Annotated in this window: 13 protein-coding genes; 1 reads left to right on the top strand and 12 read right to left on the bottom strand. The window is 37.2% G+C overall.

The features are described 5' to 3' along the window. Positions 1-3: 3 nt before the first annotated feature. The 4 genes from RMB13_RS17855 to putA form a co-directional block, all read right to left on the bottom strand. Positions 4-234: a hypothetical protein gene (locus RMB13_RS17855; protein ID WP_003651412.1), complete on the bottom strand. Its 231-nt coding sequence runs from the start codon at positions 232-234 to the stop codon at positions 4-6. A 250-nt stretch (positions 235-484) separates the two neighbouring features. After that, positions 485-1570 (bottom strand): tRNA (uridine(54)-C5)-methyltransferase TrmA, encoded by a 1086-nt coding sequence (trmA, locus tag RMB13_RS17850; RefSeq protein ID WP_311085946.1) that lies wholly within the window; start codon positions 1568-1570, stop codon positions 485-487. Positions 1571-1676: 106 nt separating this feature from the next. After that, on the bottom strand, positions 1677-2150 hold the full coding sequence (locus RMB13_RS17845) for a GrpB family protein (protein WP_311085945.1): 474 nt from the start codon (positions 2148-2150) through the stop codon (positions 1677-1679). Between the two features lie 104 nt (positions 2151-2254). Further along, complete coding sequence (putA, locus tag RMB13_RS17840; RefSeq protein ID WP_311085944.1) at positions 2255-6007, bottom strand: trifunctional transcriptional regulator/proline dehydrogenase/L-glutamate gamma-semialdehyde dehydrogenase; 3753 nt, start codon at positions 6005-6007, stop codon at positions 2255-2257. A gap of 125 nt (positions 6008-6132) precedes the next feature. Between putA and RMB13_RS17835 the strand changes: the two genes are divergently transcribed. Beyond that, complete coding sequence (locus tag RMB13_RS17835; protein WP_003651419.1) at positions 6133-6621, top strand: Lrp/AsnC ligand binding domain-containing protein; 489 nt, start codon at positions 6133-6135, stop codon at positions 6619-6621. 33 nt (positions 6622-6654) lie between these two features. Here RMB13_RS17835 and putP read toward each other — a convergent pair whose 3' ends face one another. The 8 genes from putP to RMB13_RS17795 form a co-directional block, all read right to left on the bottom strand. Then, on the bottom strand, positions 6655-8145 hold the full coding sequence (gene putP / locus RMB13_RS17830; RefSeq protein WP_151744073.1) for a sodium/proline symporter PutP: 1491 nt from the start codon (positions 8143-8145) through the stop codon (positions 6655-6657). Between the two features lie 399 nt (positions 8146-8544). After that, the gene (locus tag RMB13_RS17825) at positions 8545-9252 is read right to left on the bottom strand and encodes a Sir2 family NAD-dependent protein deacetylase (RefSeq protein WP_311085943.1); all 708 of its coding nucleotides are present in this window, start codon (positions 9250-9252) and stop codon (positions 8545-8547) included. A gap of 99 nt (positions 9253-9351) precedes the next feature. Then, a complete protein-coding gene (gcvH, locus tag RMB13_RS17820) occupies positions 9352-9726 on the bottom strand; it encodes a glycine cleavage system protein GcvH (RefSeq protein ID WP_003651425.1) in 375 nt (124 codons plus the stop codon). A gap of 37 nt (positions 9727-9763) precedes the next feature. After that, positions 9764-10789 (bottom strand): AraC family transcriptional regulator, encoded by a 1026-nt coding sequence (locus tag RMB13_RS17815; RefSeq protein ID WP_004642603.1) that lies wholly within the window; start codon positions 10787-10789, stop codon positions 9764-9766. Positions 10790-10896: 107 nt separating this feature from the next. Then, on the bottom strand, positions 10897-11337 hold the full coding sequence (locus tag RMB13_RS17810; protein ID WP_003651428.1) for a MaoC family dehydratase: 441 nt from the start codon (positions 11335-11337) through the stop codon (positions 10897-10899). Beyond that, entirely contained in the window at positions 11337-13184 is a 1848-nt protein-coding gene (locus RMB13_RS17805) for an ABC transporter ATP-binding protein (protein WP_311085942.1), read from the bottom strand. The genes RMB13_RS17810 and RMB13_RS17805 overlap by 1 nt, the downstream gene beginning before the upstream one ends. A 367-nt stretch (positions 13185-13551) precedes the next feature. Beyond that, positions 13552-14088, bottom strand: coding sequence for a DUF2058 domain-containing protein (locus RMB13_RS17800; protein ID WP_056479590.1), 537 nt, complete (start codon positions 14086-14088; stop codon positions 13552-13554). 3 nt (positions 14089-14091) lie between these two features. Then, on the bottom strand, positions 14092-14772 hold the full coding sequence (locus RMB13_RS17795) for a YoaK family protein (RefSeq protein ID WP_311077011.1): 681 nt from the start codon (positions 14770-14772) through the stop codon (positions 14092-14094).

The raw sequence follows: 14772 nt of genomic DNA, 5'->3' as shown, positions 1-14772 counted from the left end.
TAATTAATGGATAGATGGTTTTTGAGTGAGTTCATTCAACTCTTTTCGGCTATAACCACGGGAAATAAGAACTTTCTTTATTCCCTTAATGACATCTTCATCTGTTGCTAATGCAAGAGCACTTAGAAGTTGTTCATTTGTTTTACATGAGCAGTCATTTTCAACACAAGCAGTTTGGTTTTTATGCTCGTTATGCTGTTGATCTGCTAAGAACAGCTTTTGCCAAAAACTCATAGAGCCTTCATATACAATCTAACATAGCTCGAAATATAGCCAATTTAAAATAAAATACAAGTCTCTATAAGTGATAAATCCACCAATTGAACTCGAGAATTTTCGATAGGAATGCGTGAGTTAAACGAAATTATGACGGATAGATGACTTGATATTTTTTGAAAATTTAAATACTTAAATAAAAAAACATTAAAAAATAAGGAGGTATGTAAACCTCCTTTGATTTTAAATTTACAATGAAAGATTTTGTTTAAATCTTCTCAAGTAACACACCCGATTCCACATGATGGGTATATGGGAACTGATCGAATAATGCAAACTTGGTAATATGATGAGTTAAACCTAATATTTTTAAGTTTTCATACAGTGTATCTGGGTTACATGAAATGTAGATAATACGTTCAAAACCTTGTAAAAGTTTTAAAGTTTCATCATCAATCCCTGCGCGTGGGGGATCAACAAATACGGTATCAAAGTCATAACTTTGGATATCAATATTCGCTTCTTGTAAGCGGCGAAATTCGCGCTCACCCTGATAGGCTTGAGTAAATTCTTCAGCTGAAAGACGGGCTACTTGAATATTATCAATCTGGTTTTGCTCGATGTTCCATTGAGCAGCATAAACGGAAGATTTTGCAAGTTCTGTTGCTAGAACACGTTCAAACTTTAAAGAAAGAGGAAGAGTAAAGTTACCATTACCACAATAAAGTTCTAGTAAGTGTTTTTTCGATCCTTCAGCTGCATCACACGCCCATTGCAGCATTTTTTTGCAAACTTGTGCGTTCGGCTGAGTAAAACTACTTTCGATTTGTTTGTATTTAAATGAACGATTTAAAAGCTCAAATTCTTCTACGACAAAGTCATCGCCAATAATAATTTTTTGACCACGACTACGACCCATAATCTTAATGTCTAACTTCTCAGCAAGCGCTTTAGCTGCTTGTTCCCATTCTTGATCAAGTTTACGGTGATAGATTAATGTAACTAACATTTCCCCGCTAAGTGTTGCAAGAAAATCAGCTTCAAATAAACGGCTCGAAAGTTTAGGTTCTGCTTTGAGTTCTTCCAAAAGTTTTGGCATTAAATCATTAATGCTTTCGTCTGCAATGGGGAATTCATCAATGCGTAAAACGGTTTTTTGTTTGTCATCATCGTTACGTTCAAACATGGCATAGAACATGTCATTTTCTGTATGCCAGATACGAAACTCAGCACGCATACGGAAATGTTGTTCAGGTGACTCAAACACTTCTAATGTAGGTGGAGTAAATTCAGAAAATTGGGCAGTAATGCGGTCAATTTTAGTTTGAAGTTGTTGATGATAAGAAGAGGTCATAGACAAAGAAAATTTAGACAGAATCAAATAGTGAATGGTATCAAAAAAAACGGGGTTACAGGAGCCAATTTTAGCTAGATATCAATAAGGATGACTGTCGTTAAAATTATGGATGTTTCAAAATGCGAGTAATAAAATCTGATTTTATTGTTCTATATTGATCGTGATCTAAATGACTACACTGTAATTTTAATTGATTATATTCATCGACCAGTGCTGGAGAAGCGGTAAGCTTATTTCTAAATGTTAAGAAAAATGTGAACTTTGAACCTGTAGCTACAATTTGAAAAGCAACATCATCGTTATTGAGTGACTCAAGCATACAAAGTTCATGTGTTCTTAGCGTATTTTGCTTTTCTATAAAGTTAAGAGTTTTTAACCCTTCGATTGCAACTTCAAACTGCCCAGGCTTAACTTCAATATAAATATCTAAATCACCCTTTGAAATTGCATTCGGTATTGAAGATGAACCAATATGCTCAATTCTGGCAAATGGTAGTAGTGTTGAAATATCTTTTTGATATGAATTAAAAAGCTGAGCGCATTTTTTTTGATATTGTTCTGGTTCTAAAAAGATCATTATTAGAATCTCGAATTGATAAAGTTTATATATTTAAGAAAAGATTACTTTATTAAATAAAAAAGCCCAAATGCTAGATTTGGGCTTTTTTAGAAACTTACGTATTAATCAGACATTGTCATTAAGCTTGCATTACCACCAGCAGCAGCTGTATTCACACTAATTGCACGTTCAATTACTAAACGTTCAAGTGGAATAGTCTCATTTGGCTCAACATGTGTAATACCCACAATTGCACCAGAACGAGTAGCAACTTCTTGCTGTAATGAGAAGATTTCTTCGCGGTTACCATGATGTAAAACTGCATCAAAATCATCTGAACTGATGTTTTTAATAACACGAATTGCATCTAATACATCTTTTGGCAATGTTTGTTTATATTTTGCCAATAATGGACTATTTGGCATTACCGCAGCTTGGCTACCAACTGCAAAAATTGCGAGCAATTGATGCAACTGATTTTGTTCTGTGTCAGCGATTGAAAGAACACGATGACGTGGCAAAATAATATATTGGTTACTTTCCCCAGTAGGGCCTTGTAACTCATAGAATTTACCAACACCAAATGGTTCAATTTCGCGATTTTCTTGCGGTAAATGCTGTTTCGCCCAATTTTGTAAGCTCTGATAAACTTCACGGTTAAAGCCTTCAAAAGCAGTTTGTTCATTTTTCATGGCAAATGGTGTTGCCAATACTTTATTTGAACAATGTTGCATTAAGCGGTACATATAAAGCGGACCACCAGCTTTTGGACCTGTACCAGATAAACCTTCACCACCAAATGGTTGAACACCAACAACCGCACCAACAATATTTCGGTTGATATAAAGGTTACCAACTTCAGCATGTTGAATCACTGTTTGGATCGTTTGATCAATACGGGTGTGTAAACCCATTGTTAAACCATAACCCTTGGCATTAATTCGCGAGATGAGTTGCTCAAGTTCGCCATACTTATAGGTAATGATGTGTAAAACTGGACCAAAGACTTCACGTTGTAAATCATCAAGGTTAGGTAACTCAATTGCTGTTGGTACAACAAAAGTTCCTTTATCTAATTCATTCTGGCTCGTTGCGCCAAACATTAGCTGATGTACTGGATAGCCTTTAGACTTCATTTTTTGGATGTGCTGATCAATCGTCTGTTTTGCTTCAACATCAATAACAGGACCAATGTCAGTTTTTAAAATGGCAGGGTTACCTACGCTCAACTGTTGCATTGCACCTTTAAGCATTTTAATAACGGTTGCAGCACTGTCTTCTTGCACACATAAAATACGTAAAGCAGAGCAACGTTGACCAGCGCTATCAAAAGCTGAACTTACAACATCAAGTACGACTTGTTCAGTTAAAGCTGATGAGTCTACAATCATTGCATTTTGACCACCAGTTTCTGCAATGAGGGGAATTGACTGGCCATTTTCAGATAAACGTTTTGCAACTGTCTTCTGTAAAATTTTTGCGACTTCAGTTGAACCTGTAAACATAATGCCATCGATACGATTATCTTGGCTAAGCTGAGCACCAACTGTTTCACCACGACCTGGCAATAACTGCACAGCGCCATGAGGAATACCAGCTTCCCATAAAATTTGCACTGCTTGAGCTGCAATTAATGGAGTCTGTTCGGCAGGTTTAGCAATAACACAGTTACCGCTGACTAATGCAGCCGCGATTTGGCCTGAGAAAATCGCAAGAGGGAAGTTCCATGGGCTAATGCAAAGTACAGTACCTAAAGGCTGAATGATTGTATTAGCTGGAAGGTTCTCAACTTGAGTTGCGTAGTAACGCAAGAAATCTACAGCTTCACGAACTTCAGCAATCGCATTGGCATAGGTTTTACCACTTTCACGGCAAAGCAATATCATTAACTCTTCAATACGGCTTTCCATCAGGTCAGCTGCACGTTTTAAGTATTGAGCACGTTGATCTTTAGGAGTATTAGCCCATTCAGACTGAGTTTGTTCAGCTGCATTAAGTGCAACTTCGACATGCTTTAGATCAGCTTCTTGTACATGCCCAACAATTTCATCATTTTGTGCTGGGTTTGTAATTGCAACAGAATTACCTTGCTCTAAAGAACCGCTATCTGCCAATAACGGATGGCTTTGCCAGATACGGTTACGCAGTTGTTGAGCTGTGCTGTCTAAAGCTTCAAGTGGAGCATCATTTGCTAAATCATATCCTTTAGAGTTTTTACGGAGCGAGCCATACATGTCTAAAGGTAACGGAATAGATGGGTGTTTTAAGCCAACTGAACCTTCAAGTTTAGCTGCATTGCGAATATCGTAAATTGGAGACTGAATCAGATCTTCAACTTTAAGTGTTTTATCGGCAATACGGTTAACAAATGAAGTATTTGCACCATTTTCAAGTAAACGGCGAACTAAGTAAGCCAACAAAGTTTCATGGTTACCAACAGGAGCATAAATACGGCATGGTACGCCTAATTTATTTTGTTCACGTGGGCCAACAACTTGTTCATAAAGTGGCTCACCCATACCATGTAGGCATTGGAACTCGTACTGACCAGCATAATATTTGCTTGGGTCAGCCAAATGATAGATTGTTGCTAACGTTTGAGCATTATGAGTTGCAAATTGCGGATAGATGAACTCTGGTGCTGCAAGTAATTTTTTAGCACAAGCGATATAAGATAAATCAGTATGCACCTTACGAGTGAAGACAGGATAGTCATCCATACCTTCGATTTGTGCTTTCTTGATTTCGCTATCCCAATAAGCACCTTTCACAAGACGGATCATGAGGCGCTTTTGGCTGCGCTTAGCAAGATCGATAATATAATCAACCACGAAGAAACAGCGTTTTTGGTACGCTTGAATAACGAAGCCAATGCCTTTCCAGTTTGCAAGTTCTGGTTCGAAGCAAAGACGTTCAAGTAATTCAAGAGAAATTTCTAAACGTTCTGATTCTTCTGCATCGATATTTAAACCGATGTTGTATTGTTTTGCTAAAAGAGCGAGTTCGAATACTTTGCCATAAAGTTCTTGATGAACACGTTCAATTTGCGCGCGTTGATAGCGAGGGTGTAGAGCAGAAAGCTTAATTGAAATACCAGGGCCATCATAAACGCCTTTACCGTTAGACGCTTTACCAATTGCATGGATAGCTTGCGTATAATCATTGAAGTAACGTTCAGCATCATGTTCGGTTAGAGCAGCTTCACCCAACATGTCGTAAGAATAGCGGAAACCTTTGTCTTCAAGTACTTTTGCATGGTCTACAGCTTCTTCAATGGTTTCACCAGTAACAAACTGTTCACCCATCATACGCATTGCAACATCGACTGCTTTACGGATAATGCCACGTCCACTACGTGCTAAAAGGCCAGTAAGTACACTTGATAGACTAGTTTGCTTTGGTGTTTCCATCAGCTTACCAGTCAGCATAAGGCCCCATGCAGCAGCATTTACAAACATTAAGCTGCTTTGGCCAACGTGTTCTTTCCAGTTGCCTTGATTGATTTTATCTCGAATAAGTAAATCACGTGTTGCTGAGTCTGGAATACGAAGCAAAGCTTCAGCAAGACACATTAAAGCCACGCCTTCTTGTGAAGAAAGGGAGAATTCTTGTAGTAAGCCTTGAACAATACCTGCTTTACCTGAAGAGGTTTTACGTTCACGTAAGTTATGGGCAAGATTAAAGGCAAGGTCATAAATTTTATGATCTAAATCATCAGATACCGCGGCAGCTTGTAATAGCTCTTCTACAGCTTCTGGTTCAGCACGACGCCAAGCTGTGTTAATGCGTTGTTCAAACTCACTTTTATCGTTGAATTCGGTGATATAGCCTTGGTGAGATTTATCCATTTGATGAAAAGTATCCATTGTATTCATATCTGTTTCCGCCAACTAGCTCTCGTACTATTTATCTTGAGTAGAGAGGTTTAGATAATTTATCATTACAGAAGAAACACCGAATAACTCACTATATTTATCCCATTTTTTAGAGGAAAATTCAGATGAATGGCCCATTATTAAGCCTTGATCGCACTGATTTAAAAATTTTGGATATTCTTCAAACAGATGGGCGTATTTCGAACAGTAAATTAGCCGAACTTGTGAATTTATCTCCAACTGCTGTCATGGCACGAGTCCAAAAGCTAACGAAGGATGAATTCATCTTGGGATATGAGGCTAAGTTAAACCCTGTTAAGTTAAATGCTAATTTTTTGGTGTTTGTTGAAGTATTACTGGATAAAACGACACCTAATGTTTTAGATGAGTTTATTGATGCTGTGGTGCATTATCCGGAAATTGTTGAGTGCCATATGGTCAGTGGGGGCTTCGATTTTTTAATTAAATTACGAAGTGCCAGTATGGAAGAGTTTAGACGTATTGCAGGGCAAGTGTTATGGCAGTTGCCTGGGGTAAAAGAAACCCGTAGTTACCCAGTGATGCAAGTCGTGAAGGATACTTCAAAAATTAAAATCAAAACTAAAAATAAATAAAGGGGCCGAAGCCCCTTAGTTTATTTAGAAGGATTATACGCTTTCTTTGTAGAGTTTATCTGCTTGTTCAAAGCGTCCAGTTACTGTCGTATTTGGCGCTTTAGTTAAAAGACTCACAACAACGATGCTGATAAATGCAAGGATAAAGCCAGGAATAATTTCGTAAACACCAGTGTCTGCGAAAAGATTTTTCCAGCCAATAACCACAACTGCACCAACGATCATACCCGCTAAAGCACCTTGTAAATTCATACGTTTCCAGAACAATGACAAGATGATAAGCGGACCAAATGCTGCACCGAAGCCAGCCCATGCATAAGCAACAAGACCAAGAACTTTACTATCTGGGTTACCTGCAAGAATAATTGCAAGAACAGCAATGACAAGAACCATTACACGGCCAACCCATACAAGTTCTTTTTGAGATGCATTTTTACGAAGGAAACCTTTGTATAAATCTTCGGTTAAAGCACTTGAACATACCAAAAGTTGACAGCTTAACGTGCTCATAACAGCAGCTAAAATTGCAGCCAAAATGATACCCACAATCCATGGATTGAATAAAATTTTAGTCAATTCCATAAATACAGTTTCAGGGTTTTTGCTCACAACTGCCGCTAATTCAGGGTGTTGCTCAAAATAAGCAATACCGAAGAAACCAGCACCTACAGCACCCATTAAGCATAAAATCATCCATGTCATACCGATACGACGAGCAGCAGGAATAGATTTTACTGAATCAGCCGCCATGAAACGTACAAGGATGTGTGGTTGACCAAAGTAACCAAGACCCCATGCCATGGAGGATAAAACTGCTACCACACCAAAATCTGAGATGAGATTAAATGCATGCGGACGTGCAGTTTCAATGAGAGTAACAAAATGAGTTGTGTCCCCGATCGCAAGGTAAGTCACGATTGGCGTTAATATCAGGGCAAAAATCATCAATCCAGCTTGGAATGTATCAGTCCAGCTAATTGCTAAGAATCCACCGATACAAACATAACTGATGGTCGCAATAGCACTAAGCCAAATTGCAGTGTTGTATGACATACCGAATAAATTTTCAAATAAACGGGCGCCCGCCACCATGCCTGAAGCACAGTAAATAGCGAAGAAAACCAAGATGATAACGGCAGAGAAAATACGAAGTACTTTTTTCTGGTCATCAAAACGGCTTGTAAAATAATCTGGCAAAGTTAATGCATTGTTTTGAATTTCAGTATGAACGCGTAATCGACCAGCAACCAGTAGCCAGTTAAGCCAAGCACCGATAATAAGACCAATTGCAATCCACGCTTCAGATAGACCAGAAAGATAAATTGCTCCTGGTAAGCCCATGAGTAGCCAGCCACTCATGTCTGATGCGCCTGCGGATAACGCAGTAACGAAACTGCCTAAACTACGACCACCAAGAATATAATCTGAGAAGTCGCTTGTAGCACGGTAGGCAAATAAGCCAATAAGTACCATTGCTACGATGTACACCATAAACATGATGAGGGTGGGATCAAAATAACTCATGATGGATGTGTGTCCTTATATCCATAATCCGTGATTGTAACCTAATCCAGGTCGCTGTTTTCTTGTACGGCATTCAAGAGGTTGAGATTCAACCACAAAAGAATTTTTTTGCTCTGTTATTTTTATGTTATATTTTTGTCTCTTTGTGTAAATCGGTGTAATTTAAATTACAATCTAAAAAATATATTATTAATCATTTACTTATAATTTTTTAATATTTTGTTTTTTTGAACTTTCTTGAGAAAAATAAATTTTATAAAAAAATAACTCTATATTTAGTTACAAAGTGAGTGGAAGGAAAAATTTTATTGCGCGAAATTAGAACAAAGTTGGAAAATTTTGTCCAAAAAATAATAATTTTTATTCAAATTAAATTGATTTAGTACTTAAAAATAGGAGTCAATTGGTTAAATTCTTAAAAAGTTCATGCATTCCTTGAGTAGCTGACATCTTTAACAATTCGTATTGTTGAGGAACACGCACATGATCTGCTTTGGGATCTATATAGTATGCTTTACATTGAGCTGCAATTTCATGCACTAAACCTGCAACAGGATATACGCTTAATGTCGACCCGATTACAATAAAAATGTCTGCACTTTGCACGACTCTAATTGCTTCTTCATAAGCAGGTACAGCTTCACCAAACCAAACAACATGTGGACGAAGAGGATATTCATCTGGGCAAAGGTCGTGTTCTAAATCTAATTTCCAACCGTTAATGTCATAAAACTGAGTTGTGAATTGTGCCTTTGGCCCCGAGCTTTTTGCTAACCGAATGTTTCCATGCAAATGTAAAACGTTGGAACTTCCTGCGCGTTCATGCAAATCATCAATATTTTGAGTAATAACTTGTACTTCAAAATAGTCTTGTAGCTTGGAAATATATTGATGAGCTTGATTAGGTTGAGATTCTAAAATATTTTTGCGTCTTTCATTATAAAAGCGTTGAACTAAAGCAGGATTCTTTTGCCATGCTTCAGGTGTGGCAACTTGCTGAATGTCATAATTTTCCCATAGACCATTACTGTCACGAAAAGTGCTAATTCCACTTTCGGCACTCATACCCGCGCCAGAGAATACAACAAGTTTTGTCATATAGGTCACCGAATCAGATAACTGATTTTAAATTAACTGCATAAACAAAGAAAAAAACCAGTCTAAATCTAAACTGGTTTTTATTAAATCTTGAAAACTATACCTATCTTATAGGCCAGCTTCATATTCTGCATTTGTTAAAAGTTTTTCAACATCTGCAATATTGTCTGGTTTGATTTTATAAATCCAGCCTTTGCCGTATGGATCATCATTTACAAAATCAGGATCATCTTCAAGGTCAGTATTTACTTCTACTACAGTGCCTGAAACAGGAGCATGGATGTCTGAAGCAGTTTTTACTGATTCAACAACTCCAGCTTGTTCGCCAGCTGTAACTTGACTACCAACTTCAGGAGTTTCGACATACACCAAATCGCCAAGCTCATCTTGTGCGTGGTCAGTAATCCCTGTAATAACAAGATCACCTTCAATTTTTACCCACTCATGTGTACGTGCATACTTCAGTTCCGAAGGGTGATTCATGGTAACTCCTTAAGCTTGTGTCCAATAGTTTTAAACATTATAAGTATGGGTCTTTACGCCAGTTGCTTGGGCTGCGGCCACTCCAGCGTTTAAAAGCACGGCTAAAATTTGCAACGTCCGAATAGCCAAGTTCATCTGCAATCTGTTCAAGACTATAATCTGTACGCGAAAGCAAAGATGTTGCATGTCGATAGCGTACTTCATCAACTAATGTAGAAAAGGAAGTTCCTTCTGCTGCCAATTGACGTTTAAGTGTGCGGTCCGACATATGTAGGCATTCTGCTACATTTTCTATGCTTAAATAATGTTGTTCAGAATTACTTAAAATATCACGAACTCGCATTGCTAAACGTCGGCGCTCACCCAAAGCGGAAAGTTCAGCTTCACATTGGTTAATCGCAACTTGACTTGCAATAGGGTCGGCGTTGACTAATTTAAGTCCTAAATATTTTTTATCAAAACTTGAAATTAAATGTGGTTGATTAAAGCGAATTGTGCTGCTTAGTTTATTTTTATATTTGTCAAAACCTTCTGGCTCTGGAAAATCTAAGTCTACATCCCCAGCTAAATCTTCAATGCCAGTCATAGCTTTTGCCATGCTCATGATACCAATGGTTAAACCTAAAACGATTTCTGTACGTAAAGGCTCAAGTTCAATATCACACTGTAATTGTAAGGTCGCCTTGGGTCCAAATGTTGAGAAATATAATTGTAAAAAGGGCAAGCGTAGCTGAATAAAGCGTGCTGCAAGAGCAATTGCTTCTGTAATATCTTTGGCTGTCATAATTGCATAGCCAATGAAACCATGAATTGAAATACGCATTTGAGTACCAAGATGGTAACCCAAAGTCGTTTCACCAGTTAGTTTAAGAGCGTGTTTAACCAGTTCATTTGCTACTGGTGTAGAAATACGATAGTCAGGGTCAGCCAGTTGCTCGCTTGTAAGATGAAATGGAGCAAATAATGTTTCATCGTTGTATCCCCAACGTGAAACGACATCTAATAGCAATAGGCCATAGACACCCGGAATACCCTGATCTTGACGAGCTGAGGTAATTTTCATATGCGTTCCATTGCTCTCATCAATTTTTCACATGCATTTCTTACACATCTTGTCATGAAATATAATCTGAGTTTATAAAAACTGTTAGACAATCATATCAACCATTTTTAAACATTCTTTTTAAAGACAACAATTTTTGTTGTTGAAATAAGTAAGACATCCCCATGTTGATTTAAGGCTTGTGTAACGTAACTTACAATACCACGATCTAATTTTGTTTTGGATGGGGTGATAGCTGAAATTTCTGTTTCAACATGAATTCTATCACCCGGTCGAGTGGGGCGTGGCCACCGCAAACTAGATTCTGAACCTATCAAACCTCCATGAATAGGCATGCATTCGGTCCATAAACGCATAGTGATGGCAGAAGTGTGCCAACCACTGGCAGCAATCCCTTGAAAAATAGGATCATGCTTAGCTTGCTCTTCATCTATATGAAATGGTTGAGGGTCATAGGAGTTTGCAAATTTTTTGATTTCATCTAAGGTGATTTCATATTCACGACTAATAAAACGATCACCAATTTTCAAATCTTCTAAATAAAGCATTAATCTTGACCCTGTAAAACTTTTTGTTCAATTAGGAAGCCGCCTGTTTGACGTTTCCATAATTGTGCATATATTCCATTTTGCGCAATTAACTCTTCATGTGTTCCTTGCTCAGCAATTTGGCCTTCATCAAGAACAATTAAACGATCCATTTGTGCAATAGTAGATAATCGGTGTGCAATTGCAATAACAGTTTTATCAACCATAAGGTCATTTAAACTTGACTGGATAGCTGCTTCAACTTCTGAATCTAATGCACTAGTGGCTTCATCTAAAATGAGAATAGGGGCATCTTTTAAAAATACACGTGCAATAGCAATACGTTGTCTTTGACCACCAGAAAGTTTTACACCACGTTCACCTACTTGAGCGTCATATCCATTACGACCCTTTAAATCTACCAATTGAGGTATAAATTCGGCGGCTTTTGCTTTCTTTACAGCATTTTTCATATCGGCATCAGATGCATCTGGACGTCCATACTTAATATTTTCAGCGACTGAGCGATGTAATAAAGACGTATCTTGTGTTACCAAGGCAATATTCGCTCTTAGACTATCTTGAGTCACATCTTCAATATTTTGCCCATCAATTAAAATTGCACCTTGTTTAAGATGATAAAAATGTAAAAGCAACTGAATAAGCGTAGATTTGCCTGCTCCAGAACGTCCAACAATTCCTATCTTTTCACCAGCTTTAATTTTTAAGTTGAAGTGATTAATCACATTTTTATTGTTATAAGCAAAGCTAATATCTTTAAATACAATCTCACCTTGGCTTACTTCAAGTGTTTTTGCATCAGGTTTGTCTTGAATATTAATTTTTTTACCTAATGTTTGCATACCATCTTGAATGGTTCCAACATTTTCAAATAATGCGGACATATGCCACATCATAAACTCAGCCATACTATTAAGTTTTAAAATCATGGCAGTAGTCGCTGCAATTACACCTAATGCTGCTAAACCTTGAGTCCATAGCCAAACTGAGGTACCAATAACGCCAATAAATAAGACGGCTGATAGCATGTTGATACTTATTTCAAAAAGAGTGCCTAAACGCATCTGAGCATAGACTGTTGTCATAAACTCTTTCATTGATGCTTTTGCATATTGGCTCTCACGTCCAGCATGAGCAAATAATTTAACTGTTTGAATGTTGGTGTAAGCGTCGGTAACGCGACCAGTCATAATTGATCTAGCGTCGGCTTGCTGCTGAGATACTTTACTTAAACGTGGAATAAAGAACCACGCACTTAATAAGAATAAGGTTAACCAAACTAAAAGTGGTATTAGCAAAATTGTTGAAATTGAGCCCAGAACAATACTAACGGTAATAAAGTAAATAGCGACGTAAGCCAACATATCGCCCAAAATAATCCAGAATTCACGAATGGCTAGAGCCGTTTGCATAACTTTTGCAGAAAGTCGACCAGCAAAGTCGTTATGAAAAAAATCTAAGCTTTGTTTCAATAAAAGATTATGGAAACGCCAACGCAAACGCATTGGAAAAGTGCTATATAAAATCTGATGTTTTACAATAGATTGAATATTTACAAAAAAGATATTGGTAAATAAAACACCAATTAAGAGTAGTAAATCAGTCGTGTGCTGACTTAAAAAACTTTCAGGGCGACTACTACTTAACCAATCTACGAGTTGTCCAATCTTTGAAAAAAGTAAGGCTTCAAAGCTTGCTGCACCTGCTGTAAAAAGAATAAGTAAGAATAAGTAAGGGCGTAAGCCTTCCGTTGCTTGCCAGACAAATGGAAAAAAACGAGTTGGTAAAGGTTCATCCAGACCTTTTGTTGGGTAGGGATCTACAAGTTTTTCAAACCACTTCAGCATGAATTACTACCTTTAAGACAAAAGCCACTTAATTAAGTCTTTGCAATTAAATTTACAAAAAAGTCAGTTAGATCAAGATCACTTCGGTTTTCGATCTTTTGAATATGCGCAAATACACATGAACTGATTATGTTGTACGTCATTCATTAGTACATGACGTAAATTTGGATGCCTGAAGAAATCTTCAAGAATGTCGCGAAGACTTAAAAAATTATGATTTATTATATCGGGATTAATAGATAAAGTGGTGAAGGAATTTATTCTTTAAGTATTTTTTCTTACTATTTTGAACATTTGTTAAATTAATACTTTTTAATCCCATTCGAAAAAGGCCTTTATATTTGCATCATAAAGGCCCTTGTATGTGTTACCACATTAAATCATCAGGAATAACATAGGCTGCATAAGGATCTTCTTCATTTGTGGTTTGTTCATTGGACTCCGCATTGTTCAATAAAATAAACCCTTTCATCTTCTGATCAATTTTTTCAGCTAATGCTTTAGGTAAGTAAGCATATTGATTTTGATCTTTAGCAATGAGCAAACTGCCTGAAACAAGGGCATTATATATTTGCTGAGAAATATATACCTTCTTGATTTTACCCTCATCAATAAATTGATAAACACTATCACCATCAGTATTTGAAATTTTATGATGCTTAATCATTTGAATGATTGATGCTTTTAGGGCTTTTTCCTCAAGTTGTTGTTGTTTTTCTAAGTTTAAAGCCTGGTCTTTAGCTAACTTTTCTTGTTGAGCTTTTTCAATATTTGCTTTGATTTCGGGCTCATTGCTTTGACCGATACGTTGTTCGTGATGAGCTTGTTTTGTTAATTTTTTTGCTTTTTTATTATCCACTAACCCTGCTTTTAGTAGCTGGGCTTGTAAGGCATTTTTAACCATGACTTAATCCTTATGTGAAGTTGAAGGGCTATAGAAGTAAACTACCCAGTAAGAAATACTTAAGACTAAGCTTAAAGTTGCTGGCAATAAAAATGCTTGTAACTTTAAATGTGGATATACCAGCGCGGCAAGAATTCCACCAAGCAGAAAACCTGCAAAAATAAGTAAGTGTAAAACTATACGCCGGTTTTCTACAGGTAAGCCTCTGGCTTTATATCCAAGTGCTAAACCAATATCTGTTAAAACGCCAGATAGATGGGTAGTTCGAATAATGGTTCCTTTATAATGGCTCACCATTGCATTTTGAAGGCCCATTGCTGTACAAGCCCATAATAATCCATAGCGTGGAAAATAAGGAAGTAATATCCAACAAAGAAAAATGAATAAAGCAACAAGACTCAAGGGTAAGCCATAGCGACGACCTAGTCGAAAATGGCTACTCCCTAAAATAAAACCACTATAAAATGAACCGCAAACATAACAAATGATCACCAGAAGCAGGAAAATGATATGTTCTGGTTGCCACTCTACCAAACTCATAGCTAGCATACTAACGTTGCCAGTCATATGTGAAATAGATTGATGCAAAAGGGTAATTAGCCCTAATACATTAATCATTCCAGCATTGAATGCCAGTAAAAAGGCCCCAAGTTGGAACCAGTTTGGTAGACGCTGAAATGGCAT

The organism is Acinetobacter sp. V102_4 (assembly GCF_031799005.1).
Classification (GTDB): domain Bacteria; phylum Pseudomonadota; class Gammaproteobacteria; order Pseudomonadales; family Moraxellaceae; genus Acinetobacter; species Acinetobacter calcoaceticus.
Note: the sequence above shows the minus strand (reverse complement) of the source record. Positions and strands in the feature narration are given on the sequence as shown.

What these genes read in the sequence shown, in the direction of transcription:
- RMB13_RS17795 (WP_311077011.1), bottom strand. Translation starts at nt 14,772, where the DNA reads ATGCCATTTCAGCGTCTACCAAACTGGTTCCAACTTGGGGCCTTTTTA.
- trmA (WP_311085946.1), bottom strand. Translation starts at nt 1,570, where the DNA reads ATGACCTCTTCTTATCATCAACAACTTCAAACTAAAATTGACCGCATT.
- RMB13_RS17800 (WP_056479590.1), bottom strand. Translation starts at nt 14,088, where the DNA reads ATGGTTAAAAATGCCTTACAAGCCCAGCTACTAAAAGCAGGGTTAGTG.
- RMB13_RS17805 (WP_311085942.1), bottom strand. Translation starts at nt 13,184, where the DNA reads ATGCTGAAGTGGTTTGAAAAACTTGTAGATCCCTACCCAACAAAAGGT.
- putP (WP_151744073.1), bottom strand. Translation starts at nt 8,145, where the DNA reads ATGAGTTATTTTGATCCCACCCTCATCATGTTTATGGTGTACATCGTA.
- RMB13_RS17815 (WP_004642603.1), bottom strand. Translation starts at nt 10,789, where the DNA reads ATGAAAATTACCTCAGCTCGTCAAGATCAGGGTATTCCGGGTGTCTAT.
- RMB13_RS17845 (WP_311085945.1), bottom strand. Translation starts at nt 2,150, where the DNA reads ATGATCTTTTTAGAACCAGAACAATATCAAAAAAAATGCGCTCAGCTT.
- RMB13_RS17855 (WP_003651412.1), bottom strand. Translation starts at nt 234, where the DNA reads ATGAGTTTTTGGCAAAAGCTGTTCTTAGCAGATCAACAGCATAACGAG.
- RMB13_RS17835 (WP_003651419.1), top strand. Translation starts at nt 6,133, where the DNA reads ATGAATGGCCCATTATTAAGCCTTGATCGCACTGATTTAAAAATTTTG.
- gcvH (WP_003651425.1), bottom strand. Translation starts at nt 9,726, where the DNA reads ATGAATCACCCTTCGGAACTGAAGTATGCACGTACACATGAGTGGGTA.
- putA (WP_311085944.1), bottom strand. Translation starts at nt 6,007, where the DNA reads ATGAATACAATGGATACTTTTCATCAAATGGATAAATCTCACCAAGGC.
- RMB13_RS17810 (WP_003651428.1), bottom strand. Translation starts at nt 11,337, where the DNA reads ATGCTTTATTTAGAAGATTTGAAAATTGGTGATCGTTTTATTAGTCGT.